This is a genomic window from Chitinophagaceae bacterium (assembly GCA_016713085.1).
Taxonomy (GTDB): Bacteria; Bacteroidota; Bacteroidia; order Chitinophagales; family Chitinophagaceae; genus Lacibacter.
Genome location: JADJPV010000001.1, coordinates 463,310 through 478,136, shown reverse-complemented (window position 1 = coordinate 478,136; position 14,827 = coordinate 463,310). Strand labels below are relative to the sequence as shown.

Annotated in this window: 23 protein-coding genes and 2 pseudogenes; 23 read left to right on the top strand and 2 right to left on the bottom strand. The window is 40.1% G+C overall.

The window, feature by feature from the left end; all coding sequences use genetic code 11:
- Positions 1-22 precede the first annotated feature (22 nt).
- Positions 23-1,333 carry a (Fe-S)-binding protein gene (locus tag IPK31_02265; GenBank protein ID MBK8086878.1) on the bottom strand — a complete coding sequence of 437 codons (1,311 nt, stop codon included), beginning with the start codon at positions 1,331-1,333 and terminating at the stop codon, positions 23-25.
- A gap of 134 nt (positions 1,334-1,467) precedes the next feature.
- On the opposite strand from IPK31_02265, the gene IPK31_02260 reads away from it, so the two are divergent.
- Positions 1,468-1,938 carry a phosphoribosyltransferase gene (locus IPK31_02260; GenBank protein ID MBK8086877.1) on the top strand — a complete coding sequence of 157 codons (471 nt, stop codon included), beginning with the start codon at positions 1,468-1,470 and terminating at the stop codon, positions 1,936-1,938.
- A gap of 15 nt (positions 1,939-1,953) precedes the next feature.
- Here IPK31_02260 and IPK31_02255 read toward each other — a convergent pair whose 3' ends face one another.
- On the bottom strand, positions 1,954-2,760 hold the full coding sequence (locus tag IPK31_02255) for a glutaminyl-peptide cyclotransferase (protein ID MBK8086876.1): 807 nt from the start codon (positions 2,758-2,760) through the stop codon (positions 1,954-1,956).
- Between the two features lie 296 nt (positions 2,761-3,056).
- Here IPK31_02255 and rpsJ point away from each other — a divergent pair, with 296 nt between their 5' ends.
- The 22 genes and pseudogenes from rpsJ (at position 3,057) to secY (ending at position 14,796) form a co-directional block, all read left to right on the top strand.
- Positions 3,057-3,362, top strand: a complete 306-nt coding sequence (gene rpsJ, locus IPK31_02250) for a 30S ribosomal protein S10 (protein MBK8086875.1) — start codon at positions 3,057-3,059, stop codon at positions 3,360-3,362.
- 314 nt (positions 3,363-3,676) lie between these two features.
- Positions 3,677-4,262: pseudogene (gene rplC, locus IPK31_02245) on the top strand (50S ribosomal protein L3).
- 20 nt (positions 4,263-4,282) lie between these two features.
- Positions 4,283-4,918: a 50S ribosomal protein L4 gene (gene rplD / locus IPK31_02240; GenBank protein ID MBK8086874.1), complete on the top strand. Its 636-nt coding sequence runs from the start codon at positions 4,283-4,285 to the stop codon at positions 4,916-4,918.
- A gap of 31 nt (positions 4,919-4,949) precedes the next feature.
- Positions 4,950-5,249, top strand: coding sequence for a 50S ribosomal protein L23 (gene rplW, locus IPK31_02235; protein MBK8086873.1), 300 nt, complete (start codon positions 4,950-4,952; stop codon positions 5,247-5,249).
- Positions 5,250-5,317: 68 nt separating this feature from the next.
- Positions 5,318-6,157, top strand: a complete 840-nt coding sequence (gene rplB, locus IPK31_02230) for a 50S ribosomal protein L2 (GenBank protein ID MBK8086872.1) — start codon at positions 5,318-5,320, stop codon at positions 6,155-6,157.
- 37 nt (positions 6,158-6,194) lie between these two features.
- Complete coding sequence (gene rpsS, locus IPK31_02225) at positions 6,195-6,467, top strand: 30S ribosomal protein S19 (GenBank protein ID MBK8086871.1); 273 nt, start codon at positions 6,195-6,197, stop codon at positions 6,465-6,467.
- A 72-nt stretch (positions 6,468-6,539) separates the two neighbouring features.
- A complete protein-coding gene (rplV, locus tag IPK31_02220) occupies positions 6,540-6,899 on the top strand; it encodes a 50S ribosomal protein L22 (GenBank protein MBK8086870.1) in 360 nt (119 codons plus the stop codon).
- 8 nt (positions 6,900-6,907) lie between these two features.
- A complete protein-coding gene (rpsC, locus tag IPK31_02215; protein ID MBK8086869.1) occupies positions 6,908-7,699 on the top strand; it encodes a 30S ribosomal protein S3 in 792 nt (263 codons plus the stop codon).
- An 85-nt stretch (positions 7,700-7,784) separates the two neighbouring features.
- Positions 7,785-8,204 (top strand): 50S ribosomal protein L16, encoded by a 420-nt coding sequence (rplP, locus tag IPK31_02210; protein MBK8086868.1) that lies wholly within the window; start codon positions 7,785-7,787, stop codon positions 8,202-8,204.
- A 30-nt stretch (positions 8,205-8,234) separates the two neighbouring features.
- Positions 8,235-8,447 (top strand): 50S ribosomal protein L29, encoded by a 213-nt coding sequence (gene rpmC, locus IPK31_02205; protein ID MBK8086867.1) that lies wholly within the window; start codon positions 8,235-8,237, stop codon positions 8,445-8,447.
- 54 nt (positions 8,448-8,501) lie between these two features.
- Positions 8,502-8,759, top strand: coding sequence for a 30S ribosomal protein S17 (gene rpsQ / locus IPK31_02200; GenBank protein MBK8086866.1), 258 nt, complete (start codon positions 8,502-8,504; stop codon positions 8,757-8,759).
- A 102-nt stretch (positions 8,760-8,861) separates the two neighbouring features.
- On the top strand, positions 8,862-9,230 hold the full coding sequence (gene rplN, locus IPK31_02195) for a 50S ribosomal protein L14 (GenBank protein MBK8086865.1): 369 nt from the start codon (positions 8,862-8,864) through the stop codon (positions 9,228-9,230).
- A gap of 87 nt (positions 9,231-9,317) precedes the next feature.
- On the top strand, positions 9,318-9,650 hold the full coding sequence (gene rplX / locus IPK31_02190) for a 50S ribosomal protein L24 (GenBank protein ID MBK8086864.1): 333 nt from the start codon (positions 9,318-9,320) through the stop codon (positions 9,648-9,650).
- Between the two features lie 28 nt (positions 9,651-9,678).
- Complete coding sequence (rplE, locus tag IPK31_02185; protein MBK8086863.1) at positions 9,679-10,248, top strand: 50S ribosomal protein L5; 570 nt, start codon at positions 9,679-9,681, stop codon at positions 10,246-10,248.
- Positions 10,249-10,257: 9 nt separating this feature from the next.
- Positions 10,258-10,527, top strand: a complete 270-nt coding sequence (rpsN, locus tag IPK31_02180; GenBank protein ID MBK8086862.1) for a 30S ribosomal protein S14 — start codon at positions 10,258-10,260, stop codon at positions 10,525-10,527.
- 90 nt (positions 10,528-10,617) lie between these two features.
- Positions 10,618-11,016, top strand: coding sequence for a 30S ribosomal protein S8 (gene rpsH, locus IPK31_02175; GenBank protein ID MBK8086861.1), 399 nt, complete (start codon positions 10,618-10,620; stop codon positions 11,014-11,016).
- Between the two features lie 90 nt (positions 11,017-11,106).
- A pseudogene (gene rplF, locus IPK31_02170) lies at positions 11,107-11,660 on the top strand (50S ribosomal protein L6).
- Between the two features lie 47 nt (positions 11,661-11,707).
- A complete protein-coding gene (rplR, locus tag IPK31_02165) occupies positions 11,708-12,067 on the top strand; it encodes a 50S ribosomal protein L18 (protein ID MBK8086860.1) in 360 nt (119 codons plus the stop codon).
- Positions 12,068-12,095: 28 nt separating this feature from the next.
- Positions 12,096-12,614: a 30S ribosomal protein S5 gene (rpsE, locus tag IPK31_02160; protein MBK8086859.1), complete on the top strand. Its 519-nt coding sequence runs from the start codon at positions 12,096-12,098 to the stop codon at positions 12,612-12,614.
- A 71-nt stretch (positions 12,615-12,685) separates the two neighbouring features.
- Positions 12,686-12,868 (top strand): 50S ribosomal protein L30, encoded by a 183-nt coding sequence (rpmD, locus tag IPK31_02155; protein MBK8086858.1) that lies wholly within the window; start codon positions 12,686-12,688, stop codon positions 12,866-12,868.
- A 61-nt stretch (positions 12,869-12,929) separates the two neighbouring features.
- Entirely contained in the window at positions 12,930-13,379 is a 450-nt protein-coding gene (gene rplO / locus IPK31_02150; protein MBK8086857.1) for a 50S ribosomal protein L15, read from the top strand.
- Positions 13,380-13,455: 76 nt separating this feature from the next.
- Positions 13,456-14,796, top strand: a complete 1,341-nt coding sequence (secY, locus tag IPK31_02145; GenBank protein MBK8086856.1) for a preprotein translocase subunit SecY — start codon at positions 13,456-13,458, stop codon at positions 14,794-14,796.
- The last annotated feature ends 31 nt before the right edge of the window (positions 14,797-14,827 follow it).

Below are 14,827 nucleotides of genomic sequence, written 5' to 3'. Positions count from 1 at the left end.
GATGTTTGCTGATAGTATTATTCTAAACTTCCTCAACCCACTTGTCTCTTTCATCGGGACTGAATTTCCAGGGTGCAAAATTATTTTCCACGTTGCTGAACATGGCATTCCACTCGCCGGGAGCATTACTGTCTTCCATGATTAAGGAGCGGCGTAATTCTAAAATGATTGAAAGCGGATTGATACTTACCGGGCATTCTTCAACGCAGGCATTGCAGGTTGTGCAGGCACGGAGTTCTTCGACAGTGATATAATTATTGAGCAATGTTTTACCATCATCCTTATATTCTTTATTGCTGTTGATGTTTCGTCCAACTTCTTCTAACCTGTCACGGGTACTCATGATGATTTTTCTCGGACTTAATAATTTACCGGTCGTATTTGCCGGACAAACAGCGGAACACCTGCCGCATTCTGTACAGCTGTAAGCATCAAGCAAACTTTTCCAACTGAGATCCATTACATCTTTCGCACCAAACTTAGAGGGTGAAGATGCTTCTATTGGAGCAAGCTCCGGCTGCATCATATACTTCACTTCATTTTGAACGGAAGTCATATTGCTCATGGTTCCTGTATTGGTAAGCCTTGCATACCAGGCATTTGGAAAAGCCAGTAAAATATGCAGATGTTTACTCCACGGTAAATAATTCAGGAAAGCAAGGATACCTATTATATGCAGCCACCAGGCACTGCGTTCAATAAAAATCAAAGTTGAAGTTGATAATCCTGACAGGAAAGGAGCAAAGAATCCGGAGAGGATGAAATTGCCGGTGTCATGATAATGTTCAGCGCTGTTCAATTGCAAAGCTCTGTCGGTTGAGTTCATCAGTAAGAACAAACTCATCAGTACAATTTCAGTAATGAGAATATTGTTGGCATCAGTTGCCGGCCAGCCATTCAGATCTTTGCTGATAAAGCGTTTCAGTTTAATGATATTCCTGCGTATCAAAAAGATAACACAGGCAGCTAATACAGAAAGGGCAAGTACTTCAAATGAATTGATCAGAAACGTATAAAAGGAACCAAGCGGAGATAAAAATAAACGGTGCGTTCCCAGTAAACCATCCAGCACAATTTCCAGCACTTCCAGGTTAATGATCACAAAACCAACGTAAACAAACAAATGCAAAACAGCCACGAATGGATTTTTGAACATTTTCTTTTGTCCGAATGCAAGCAGCAGCATATTCTTCCAGCGTTGTGAAGGATTGTCAGTCAGGTCTTCGTCAATACCCAATAAAATGTTGCGGCGGATTTCTTTCACCTTTTTACTGAAGAACCAGATAGCTGCACCCAGACAAACTGCAAATAAAACCTGCTGAACAAACTGCATAGAAAGTTTTTTGTATTGCTAAGATAAGTACTAACAATTTAGGTAAAGCATACTTAATTAACTGCTTTACCAATTGAAAATTAAGATGCCATGCCTAACTTCGCTATGGCTGCATTGTTAAAGTATTTTACATTATGGAAAAGAAATACATTTTAGATAAAGAAACAACTCTGCTAAAACTGAAGCGTCTTGCTTACGAAATTGCTGAACGCAATTATACTGAACAGCAACTTTTTTTTGCAGGCATCAGGGAAAGTGGATACACTGTTGCCAGGTTACTGGCTACAGAAGTTATGGAAATCAGCAATATTCATGTAGAGCTGGTAGAAATAATTATGGATAAGCGCTATCCTGTTGAGGTTTTTCTTGACCGTGAAATCGGGTTCAACAATCAATCCATTGTTATCATTGATGATGTAGCTAATAGCGGCAAGGCCATGCTGTATGCACTAAAACCTTTTCTCAACTTTCAGCCAAAACAGATACAGACATTGGTGCTGGTTGAACGTGCACATAAAACATTTCCTGTTCAACCTGATTATGTTGGGCTTTCCATTGCCACAACACTCGAAGAACATATTTATGTAGAACTGAAAGGAGATTAAATTACAGGCGCCTATTTAATTTAACCTGATTTCAAACATTTTTGACCAGTATTTGCCGGTAATAAAAAGTCTGTTGCCCGAACTGTCCCAGGCAATACCATTTAAGTAATCTGATGGGGGAGCCTGTAGCTCAGGATAAGTTTTTTTCAGTTCAGAAAAATCAATGCGGCCAACAACATTTCCTGTTGCGGGGTCAATCTTTAATACTTCATCTGTTAGATAAACATTAGCATAGATGAAACCATTGATGTATTCTGATTCATTCAAATTACTCTTCATTCCTGCATTATCTTGTACACTAATGCGTTTAATTTCCTTTAAAGTTTCAGGATCCCAGAAATAGATATTGTTGCTGCCATCTGTTACAATCAGGTTTTTACCGTCGTTGGTAAGTCCCCATCCTTCAATATCATAGCTGAATTCTTTAATCAGCTTAAAAATCAGAGAAATTATAAACAAATCCTTTTTATTCTGCCAGGTAAGCTGATATATCTTATTTCCCAAAACAGTTACCCCTTCACCTAATAGTATACCGGGCAAAAAAGTCTCTTTTAATATTTTACCAGATGCATAGTCCACTTTCCGAAGCTTTGATTTATTTGGAACTGAGTCGGGGTTGCCAGTTCCCTCGTATAAGAAACCATTTACAAACTGTAAACCCTGGGTATAGGCAGATGTATCATGCGGGTAAACCTTCAGTAAACTGTAGCTGATCTGGGCAGGAGCCGGAATCGTTTCAACTGTCGAAGAATCATCTTTATCTGGGTCATTACTACATGCTGCAAGGAAGAAAATCAACAATAAACTATAAATGGGCTTCATATATATATAATGAATGCCAAAAATAGGGAAAAGGGGAAGAGTCCTTTGCTAAAAGGATGTGAACAATCTCCGAAAAAGGTCAAACCGGTCCAATCTGTAGTTTTCGCCAGCAATTTTTCAAAAGATGTTGACCTCTGAATGAATAGTTTTGAGGCAGAATTGTTGATTATACCTTCCTGTTTTCACTTTTGTTCTGTTTTTCAGGGATTTTCTTCAAAAAAGTTCCTAAAACTTTTTGCAGGAAATGTTTCAAACCCTACCTTTGCGCTCCCAATTGAAAATTTGGGATAGATCTTATGGCTCAACGTATCAGAATCAAATTGCAATCATACGACCACAACCTGGTCGATAAATCTGCAGAAAAAATCGTGAAAACGGTTCGCAGCACAGGGGCAGTAGTAACAGGACCTATTCCTTTACCTACCCGCAAAAGGATTTTCACTGTGTTACGTTCACCACACGTTAACAAAAAGAGCCGTGAGCAGTTTCAGCTGTGCACACACAAGCGTTTGCTGGATATCTATACCAGCAGCAGCCGTACAGTTGATGCACTGAGTAAGTTAGACTTGCCAAGTGGTGTTGACGTAGAAATTAAAGCATGATGATTGTCCCGCAAGCGGGACGAATTGTCTCAGTTCTTATAAATAAGTAATCATTTCATCTCTCAATACGGCTCCGGCCTGTAAAAAAGAGCTCTGAATTTTAAAATCATTCTTATCCGTCTGCTGACGGATGAGGAACATATAAACTAGCCCTTCGTGGTTAGTTTACCATCGGTACTTCCGATCCAAAGTGGAAAAAAGGAAAAGGTCGATGGTAAACGGGGATTGAATGACGCCGCCAAGCGTCATGTCTCAACAACCTTACAGGGCATAAACTGTAAAAAAAATGAAAGGTATTATTGGTAAAGATTGGCATGACCAGTATCTTCAGTCCCGATGGTAAGCAAACCAGTTGCACCATCATTGAAGCTGGCCTGTGTCGTTACACAGGTGAAAACAAACGACGCTGACGGATACAGCGCTCTTCAATTAGCTTTTGGCGAAAAGAAAGAAAAGAATACTACTTCTGCTGAAAAGAATCACTTCGCTAAAGCAAACACTTCTCCCAAGAAAGTCGTAAAAGAATTCCGCAATTATTCTCTCGAAAAAAATATTGGTGAAACAATTACCACCGACATTTTCGCTGAAGGCGAAAGCGTTGATGTTGTAGGTACTACAAAAGGTAAAGGTTTCCAGGGTGTAGTAAAACGTCATGGTTTCCACGGTGTGGGCGGTCAGTCACATGGCCAGCATGATCGTTCACGTGCACCAGGTTCTCTCGGTAACTCATCTGACGCTGCCCGTGTAATGAAGGGTATGAAGATGGCTGGCCGTATGGGTGCAGACAGAGTGAAAGTGAAAGGATTGAAAGTACTGAAAATTTTCCCTGATAAGAATTACATCCTTGTGAGTGGTTCAGTACCGGGTTACAACGGTTCAATCGTATACATCCAGAAGTAAACAAACTAATTCAAGAAGTCATGCAAGTAGACGTTTTAAATAAATCAGGAAAAGCTACAGGTCGTACGATCGAATTACCGGAAGAAATTTTCGGAATCGAACCGAATGATCATGTGATTTACCTCGCAGTAAAGCAATACCAGGCAGCTCAGCGCCAGGGAACACATAAAGTGAAAACCCGTGCTGAAGTGCAGGGTGCAAGCCGTAAGCTTCACCGCCAGAAAGGTACCGGTGGTTCACGTAAGGGTAATATCCGTAACCCATTGTACAAAGGTGGTGGTACCATCTTCGGGCCAAAACCTCACGGTTACGATTTTAAACTGAACCGTAAAGTGAAAGACCTCGCTAAAATGAGTGCTCTTGCTTATAAGGCTAAAGAAAATGCAATTGTTGTTGTTGAAGATTTCAACATGGAAGCTCCTAAAACAAAGGAATTCCTTACGCTTCTCAGCAATATCAATGTAGCCGGTAAAAAAACATTATTTGTAATTACTGACTATAACGACAATTTATATTTAAGTCTCCGCAATGTTCCAAGAGTAACAGGCACTTTGCTGGCTGATGTAAATACATACGATCTCATCAACAACGATGTACTCGTATTAACTGAAAGTGCTGCCAAAATCTTCACTGAAGAAGAAGCAGCTGTTGCATAATTGATCATTGAACTGAATAAACAACGTCCAGATGAGACAGAGTGAAATATTAATAAAGCCGATTGTTTCTGAAAAAAGCAATCGTTTAACGGAAAAAAGAAACACTTACGCTTTTCGTGTTGGCCGCAAAGCCAATAAGCTTGAAATTAAAAAAGCTGTAGAAGAATTCTACAATGTAAAAGTGGAAGATGTGCGTACAATGGTATCTCCCCGTAAAAGTAAAAACCGTATGACAAAAGCCGGTTATATCCAGGGAAGCAAGCCAGCGTACAAAAAGGCTTATGTTACTGTTGTTGATGGCGAAACCATTGATTTATACGGTACAGTATAATACTGAAACAAGAATGGCGGGTCAAACGCCGCAAAGAATTGACATTATAAACTGAAAAGAATTTTAAAATGGCATTAAAGAAATACAAACCGGTAACCGCAGGAACCAGATGGAGAATCGGGAATGCGTATGCGGAAATTACAACGGATACTCCTGAAAAGTCTTTGCTTGAAAGTGTAAAGGCAACAGGTGGCCGTAACGTTCAGGGTCGCAGATCAATGCGTTACATTGGCGGCGGTAACAAAAAGAAATACCGTGTAATTGATTTCAAACGTAATAAAATTGATGTTCCTGCTAAAGTAGCATCTATTGAATATGATCCTAACCGTACAGCGTTTATTGCTTTATTGCATTATGCTGATGGTGAAAAACGTTACATCCTTGCTCCCAACGGGTTAAAAGTTGGTGCAACAGTTGTATCAGGTGATGCAGTAGCTCCTGAGTTAGGTAATTCTCTTCAAATGAAGAATATGCCATTGGGTACTACAATCCACAACATTGAAATGCAGCCTGGTCAGGGTGGTAAATTGGTACGCAGTGCAGGTACAAGCGCACAGTTAACCAACAAAGAAGGAAAGTATGCTGTATTGAAAATGCCAAGTGGTGAACTTCGTAAGATCCTGATCAATTGTTATGCAACAGTTGGTGTGGTATCAAACAATGATCACAGTCTTGAAACAGCTGGTAAGGCCGGTGTTAACCGTTGGAAAGGTGTTCGTCCACGTACACGTGGTGTAGCAATGAACCCTGTTGATCATCCAATGGGTGGTGGTGAAGGTCGTTCAAGCGGCGGTCATCCACGAAGCAGAACCGGTAAATATGCTAAAGGACAGAAAACACGTACGAAGCATAAAGGTTCTAACAAGCTCATTCTTCAGCGTAAGGATGGCAGCAAACCAGCGAAGTAATAAAATCAGAAATCGAGAAAATTTATTAAATAATAACATGGCTCGTTCGATTAAAAAAGGTCCTTATGTAGCATCTCACCTCGAAACAAAGGTGTTAGCGATCAACGAAGGCAAATCAAAAAAAGGTGTCATTAAAACATGGAGTCGCCGTTCTACAATTACTCCTGATTTTGTTGGCCACACGTTCGCAGTGCATAACGGAAACAAATTCATCCCTGTTTATGTAACAGAATTTATGGTAGGCCATAAATTAGGTGAATTTGCACCAACAAGAAACTTTAAAGGACACTCAAGCAAGAAGATTGCATAATAACGGTTAGCGTTCGAAGTTTAAGGTGTTGCAACTTTAAGCGTACAGCGTTAATATGAAAAGATAAAACAAATGGAAGCAGTAGCAAAACTCAGAAATTATCCCACATCGCCACGCAGAATGCGTTTGCTGGCTGATGTAATTCGTGGATTGGATGTAGAAAAGGCTCTGGCATTACTGGAGTTTCACCCACAGCATTCTGCCACTCCCCTGGGCAAATTATTAAAAAGTGCCATCAATAACTGGGAGCAAAAGAACAGTGGACAAAGTGCAGCTGACTCATCACTGATTGTGAAAACAATTTTTGTTGATGGTGCACGCATGGTAAAGCGTTTACGTCCTGCACCACAGGGGCGTGCTTACAGAGTAAGAAAGCGCAGCAACCATGTAACCATTATAGTAGATAAAAAAATTATTGATAAAACTAATTAAACCATTCTATGGGTCAGAAAGCAAATCCAATTGGTAACAGGTTAGGGATCATCCGCGGATGGGATAGCAACTGGTATGGTAGTAAAAAAGACTACGCCGGCAAACTGATTGAGGACAACAAGATCAGAACTTATCTGAATGCACGTATCAATAAAGGTGGTATCTCTAAGATTGTGATTGAGCGTACACTCAACAAATTGATTGTAACCATTCACACTTCAAAACCAGGTATTATCATTGGTAAAGGTGGTGGAGAGGTTGATCGTATCAAAGAAGAATTAAAGAAGCTTACAGGTAAAGAAGATGTACAGATAAATATTTTGGAAATCCGTCGTCCGGAAGTTGACGCAACAATTGTTGCTGATACAATCGCACGCCAGATTGAAAACCGTATCAACTATAAGCGTGCTGTGAAGATGGCAATTGCATCTGCAATGCGTATGGGTGCGGAAGGTATTAAAGTGAAAGTAAGTGGCCGTTTAGCCGGTGCTGAAATTGCACGTACCGAAGAAATTAAGCAGGGCCGTACTCCATTACATACATTCCGTATGGATATTGATTATGCTAACCTGTTTGCTTTAACAGTGTATGGTAAAATCGGTATCAAAGTATGGATCTGTAAAGGTGAAGTATTAACCAAGCGTGATCTGAACCCGAATTTCATTGGTGGTAAGAGTGAAGTGAGTGACAGAAAAGACCGTCGTGAAGAACATGGTGGTGGTCACAGAGGTGGTGAAAGAAGAGATGACCGTCGTGGTGGCGGAGGTGGTGGACAACGCAGAGACAGCAGAAAAGGATAATTAAGACAAGTATTCATACAAGTACGAGATACGAAGTAAGAAGTACGAACAACATAACAAACAGTAACAAGAAATATTTTTAGCAATGTTACAGCCGAAAAGAACAAAACACAGAAAACAGCAAAAAGGTCGTATTCGTGCAGTGGCCAAGCGTGGAGACAGCATTTCATTTGGGTCATATGCATTAAAAGCATTAGAACCTATCTGGTTAACAAACCGCCAGATTGAAAGTGCCCGCCAGGCAATGACACGTGCTATGAAGCGTGAAGGTAATGTGTGGATTCGTGTGTTTCCTGATAAGATCATTACCCGTAAACCTGCTGAAGTACGTATGGGTAAAGGTAAAGGTAACCCTGAAGGATGGGCTGCTGTTATTGAGCCGGGACGTATTTTGTTTGAAGCTGATGGTGTAACTGAAGCAGTAGCAAAAGAAGCAATGGCATTAGCAGCACAGAAGCTTCCCATCAAAACAAAATTCATTGTACGCAGAGATTTAATGGCGTAATTATAAGCTGAACTGATTAAACTGATTAACATGGCAACAAAGACAACTGATTATTTAAAGAGCATAAAAGAGCTGAATGTTACAGATCTCGCAGCACGCATTAAAGAAGATGAAATGCGTTTAAAAAAGCTGGAGTTTGCACACGCTATTTCTCCCCTGGAGAATCCCGTGAGCATCCGTGGCCTTCGCCGTGATATTGCCCGTTTAAAAACAGAATTAAGAACGAAACAATTGGGTAAATAATCCATTGAATAAACAGTGGCGCCATTGGTTCCACGAAAAGAAAAAAAGCGAAAAATGTTAGAAAGAAATTTGCGCAAAACGAAGACAGGTGTTGTAACCAGCAGCAAAATGGATAAAACCATTACAGTAGCGGTTGAACGTAAAGTGAAACACCCCATCTACGGTAAGTTCGTTAAGAAAACGACTAAGTTCCATGCTCATGATGAAAAGAATGAGTGCGGTATCGGCGATACTGTAAAAATCATGGAAAGCCGTCCCCTGAGCAAAACAAAGCGCTGGAGACTGGTGGAAGTTGTTGAGAAAGCAAAATAAAATATGCTGCATGCTTCCGGTGTTAATACCAAAGCCTCTGCAACAGAATAAAATTTTTAAATACTCAAAGTTTTTACAACCAAGAGTTTAAAGTTTAAAGAAATGATTCAGCAAGAAAGCAGATTAAACGTAGCCGATAACAGTGGTGCAAAAGAAGTTCTTTGTATCAAAGTATTGGGAAACAGCGGCCAGGATTATGCAAAGATTGGCGATAAGATTGTAGTAACGGTAAAGGATGCATTACCGTGTGGTGGTATCAAAAAAGGTACAGTAGCAAAAGCTGTTATTGTACGTACCAAAAACAAATTACGCCGCAGGGATGGTTCTTACATCCGCTTTGATGATAATGCAGTTGTAATTCTGAATGCTTCTGATGAGCCCCGTGGTACACGTATCTTCGGGCCGGTAGCAAGAGAATTGCGTGATAAAGGATACATGAAAATTATTTCACTGGCTCCTGAAGTATTGTAAGAAAGCCAAACGCTGAGGGTGTATTGCCTGCAGCATAAGACAATAAAGTTTAGCTGAACGTTCAGCACTAAGCATAAAGCGAAAAAAATGAGTAAGAGATTTAAACCCAAGTTTAGCATCAAGAAAGGCGATTCAGTAGTTGTAATTGCCGGTGATGATAAAGATGTAAAAAAGCCACGCACCATCCTGGAAGTATTTCCGGATGAAGCACGTGTACTGGTTGAAGGTGTAAACATTGTAACCAAGCACACTAAGCCGTCGGCTCAGAATACAAAAGGTGGTATTGTAAAAAAAGAAGCACCCATCCACATTTCAAATGTGATGTTGTGGGATGGTAAGCAGGCCACTAAAGTAAAGCGCAGCCGTGAAAGCGGAAAGCTGGTAAGGGTTTCAAAAAAATCAGGACAACCTGTTAAATAATTTGAACTAAGGTTAAAACAAGAAGATCATGAGCACAACAAAATACGAACCCCGTTTAGTAAACAAGTACAAATCAGAAGTTGTACCTGCTTTAATGAAACGTTTTGGTTACAAAAGCATCATGCAGGTTCCAAAGCTGGAAAAAATCTGCTTAAACCGTGGCGTTAACGGAGCGGTGAACGACAAGAAATTGGTTGATATTGCTATTGAAGAGCTGACAACCATCAGCGGACAAAAAGCAGTTGCAACATCTTCAAAGAAAGATATCTCCAACTTTAAGTTGCGTAAAGGAATGCCTATTGGCGCCCGTGTTACATTACGTGGTGTAAATATGTATGAATTCCTCGACAGATTAATTTCTGCATCACTTCCACGAGTACGTGACTTTAAAGGTGTAAATGATAAATCGTTTGATGGCCGTGGTAACTATACTATGGGCGTTACCGAGCAAATCATTTTCCCTGAAATTGATATTGACAAGGTGAATAAAATTACCGGTCTTGATATCACTTTTGTAACAAGCGCATCTACCAACGAAGAAGCATACGAACTGCTGAAAGAAATGGGAATGCCTTTCAAAAATGCTAAAAAAGATTAATTATAAATTATGGCTAAGAAATCAATAACAGCCCGTCAAAACAAAAGAGAGAAAATGGTGGCTCAGTATGCTGCAAAGCGTGCTGCCCTGAAAGCTGCCGGCGATTATGCAGGTTTGGATGAATTGCCAAAGAATGCATCTCCGGTACGTTTGAAAAACCGTTGCCAGTTAACAGGTCGTCCGAGAGGATATATCCGTTATTTCGGTCTCTCCCGTATCATGTTCCGTGATATGGCATTGAACGGGCAGATACCAGGTGTTAAAAAAGCAAGCTGGTAAGAAGCCAATCCCGGGTGGGATGATGTGCAGGTATTGAATATGATGCACATATTAGAAAACAAATTTTAAATCATTCAATTAAAGAATAAAATGGTTACAGATCCTATTGCAGATTTTCTCACACGTGTAAGAAATGCACAGATGGCAGGGCACAGAATTGTTGAAATTCCTGCATCTAATCTTAAGAAGCGTATTACTGAAATTTTATACGAACAGGGTTATATCTTAAAGTACAAGTTTGAAGATGATAACAAACAGGGTGTTATTAAAATAGCCCTCAAGTACGATCCTCAAACACGTGTTCCTGCTATCCAGGCATTGGAAAGAATCAGCCGTCCGGGTTTACGTCAGTATTCAAAACCGGAAGATTTCCGTCGTGTAAAGAATGGTTTAGGTATTGCCATCATCAGTACATCAAAAGGTGTAATGACTGATAAGCAGGCGAAAGCAGGAAATGTTGGTGGTGAAGTTTTGTGCTACATCTACTAAGAAAAGAAATTGTTGCTGATACATTAAGCTGAAACTATACGAAGCTGACCGGTCAACAACGCAAATAATAAATAGTTTAAAACAGATTTTATGTCCCGTATAGGTAAACAGCCCGTTATAATTCCACAAGGAGTGACCATTACAGTGGGAAGCGATAATGTGGTTACAGTAAAAGGCCCAAAGGTGTATTGACAGAACATATTGATCGTGATATCACTGTTGAAGTGGTTGGTGATCATGTAACATTTAACCGTCCAACAGATCAGGGCCGTCACCGTGCAATGCATGGTTTGTACCGCTCACTGGTTTCAAACATGGTGAAAGGTGTTACAGAAGGTTTTCAGAGGAAGCTTGAACTGGTGGGTGTGGGTTATAAAGCTGCTAACCAGGGTAATGTTCTTGACCTCGCATTAGGTTTTTCTCACAATATCATTTTTGAAGTTCCGAGCGAACTCAAAGTTGCTACTGCACAGGAAAAAGGTCAGAACCCAATGATTACACTGGATGGTATTGACAAACAGCTTATCGGTGCTGTTGCTGCAAAGATCCGCAGCTTACGCAAACCTGAACCATACAAAGGAAAGGGTGTGAAATACTTCGGTGAAGTAGTTCGTCGTAAAGCAGGTAAAGCAGCAGGTAAATAAAATGTAAATAATTTCCTGGCAGCATCAGGAAATATAAATAAACAGAAATGAAGACAGGTAGTAAAACAATCAGGAGACAAAAGATCCGTTTCGCCGTACGCAAGAAAGTTGCCGGTGTAGCTGAAAAACCACGCTTAAGTGTGTTTCGCAGTAACTCTGATATTTATGTTCAGTTGATTGATGATGTAACTGGTCAAACAATTGCAGCAGCATCTTCAAGAGATAAAGACATCAAAGCACAGAAAGTAACGAAGCTTGAGTCAAGCAAATTAGTTGGTGCAGCAATTGCACGCAAAGCTTCTGAGCTGGGTCTGTTAACAGTTGTATTTGACCGCGGTGGTTTCTTATACCACGGCCGTGTTAAAGCAGTTGCTGAAGGAGCCCGTGAAGGCGGATTAAAATTCTAATCAATCGTAAACATTTAATACAATATAAATGTCGAAAGTAATTACAAACAAAGTAAAGGCAGGTGATCTGGAACTGAAAGAAAAAGTAGTTTCTATCAACCGTGTTGTTAAAACTACCAAAGGTGGTCGTGCCTTCAGTTTCTCTGCCCTCGTGGTGGTAGGAAATGAGAATGGTGTGGTAGGTCATGGTCTTGGTAAAGCCAAAGAAGTTCAGATGGCTATTACAAAAGGAATTGAAGATGCGAAGAAAAATCTCATCAAAGTTCCTGTAATGAAAGGAACTATTCCTCACGATCAGCTGGCAAAAGAAGGTGCTTCTAAAGTGTTTATCAAACCAGCTGCTCATGGTACTGGTGTAATCGCCGGAGGCAGTATGCGTGCTGTACTGGAAAGTGCAGGTGTTACTGACGTATTAGCAAAATCTTTGGGTTCAGCTAATCCACACAACGTGGTAAAAGCTACCTTCAAAGCATTAGCGATGTTACGTGAGCCACTGAATGTTTCAAGAACACGTAATCTGTCATTAAAGAAAATATTTAACGGATAAAAAAGTAATAAGTTATAGGTTTTAAGTTTTAGAACTTACGACTTAACACTTACCACTTACAACTTAATGCAATGAAAAAGATAAAAATCACTTTAGTAAAAAGCCCGATTGACAGACCTGAGCGCCAGAAGCAAACGCTGAAAGCACTTGGTTTGAACAAGACCAATTCTACCAACGAGGTAGTTGGAACTCCTCAGATCCTGGGTATGATTCACAAAGTGAATCACTTACTTAAGATTGAAGAATTAGCATAATTAATTTCGTAAAAAAGCGAGCTCCGAATGCTTTCGGAGCGTAAGTACAAAATAAAAGCAAATGAAACTGCACAATTTACAACCTGCTGAAGGTTCAACTCACAAAGAAAAACGTATTGGTCGTGGTGAAGCATCCGGTAAGGGTGGTACATCAACAAAAGGTAACAAGGGCGGCCAGAGCCGTGCGGGTTATAAAAGTAAAATGGCTCACGAAGGTGGACAGATGCCAATTCAGCGTCGTGTTCCAAAACGTGGCTTCAAGAATCCTGATCGTGTTGAATACCGTGTATTCAATTTAGGACAGGTTGAAGTAATCACTGAAAAATACGGTTTGACTGAGTTTTCTCTTGAAAACCTTTACATCAATGGTTTGATCAGCCGTACCGACAGAATTAAAATTCTTGGAAACGGTGAAATCAAAACAAAGATTATTTTCAAGGTAAACGCATTGAGTGAAAAAGCAAAAGCTGCGATTGAAGCAGCCGGTGGAAGCGTTGAAATAGTGAAGTAATTTTTACCGATATTTGTCCGACGCATGAAAATGCGTCTTTTTCTTTTCAGCAATTATTTAAAAAAGAAATTTCCAAGTGAAAAAACTCATACAAACCCTAAAGAATATCTGGAGCATTGAAGAGTTAAAATCAAAGATTGTTTACACTCTTTTATTGCTGCTGGTATACCGTGTGGGTTCACATATTGTTTTGCCGGGTGTTGATCCTAATGGATTAGAACAGCTTAACTCAAAAGCGAAAGAAGGTATATTAGGAATTTTTGATTCATTTGCAGGTGGTGCCTTTTCAAGCGCTTCCATTTTTGCATTAGGTATCATGCCTTATATCTCTGCGTCAATCTTTATGCAGTTGATGAGCATTATGGTGCCTCAGTTGCAGAAGATGCAGAAAGAAGGTGAAAGCGGACGTAAGAAGATCAATCAGTGGACAAGATACCTCACAGTAATTGTTACCATCTTCCAGGCAAGTGCTTATGTAACTTACCTGAAGAGTCCTGAAATTGCAGGCGGTGCTATCTTAACTTCATTTACTCCTTTTTTCTGGTTATCTACTACAATTGTTTTAACTGCAGGTACATTGTTTGTAATGTGGTTGGGCGAACGTATTACCGATAAAGGGTTAGGTAATGGTACTTCACTCATCATCATGATTGGTATTCTTGCACGTTTCCCTGCATCTATTGCAGCTGAGTTTGATGCAAAATCAAATACAGCAGGTGGTGGTTTGCTGAAGTTCATGATTGAAATTGCAGTACTGGTTGCCATTATTATGGGATTGATTATTCTTGTACAGGGTGTAAGAAAGATCGCTATCAACTATGCCAAGCAAATTGTGGGTAACCGTCAGTTTGGTGGTGCACGCCAGTTCCTTCCAATTAAAGTGAACAGTTCAGGTGTAATGCCGATCATCTTTGCCCAGGCAATTATGTTCCTGCCAACTTTACTTACAGGGTTTAATGCAACAAAAGGTGTAGCAGCTACATTGAGTGATCATGGAAATGTCTGGTACATGGTTATCTATTCAATTCTTGTAATTGGATTTACATTCCTTTACACAGCTTTGATCTTTAATCCAAAACAAATTGCTGACAACTTAAAACAGAATAATGGTTTTGTTCCGGGTGTAAAACCAGGACAGCCTACTGCAGATTATATTGGACAGATCATGGATCGTATCACATTACCGGGGGCTATCTTCCTTGCTATTGTTGGTATAATGCCGGGTATTGCAAAGAACTTAGGTGTAACCAGTGGTTTCTCTACTTTCTTTGGTGGCACTTCACTGCTGATCATGGTAGGTGTAATTTTAGATACCCTGCAACAAATAGAAACACATTTGCTCATGAGGCAGTATGATGGTTTGATGAAGGGCGGTAAGATACAGGGGCGCCAGACAGTATCTTCATCAGCTATTTAATAAACGAATTGAAATACATAAAGCCCTGGCA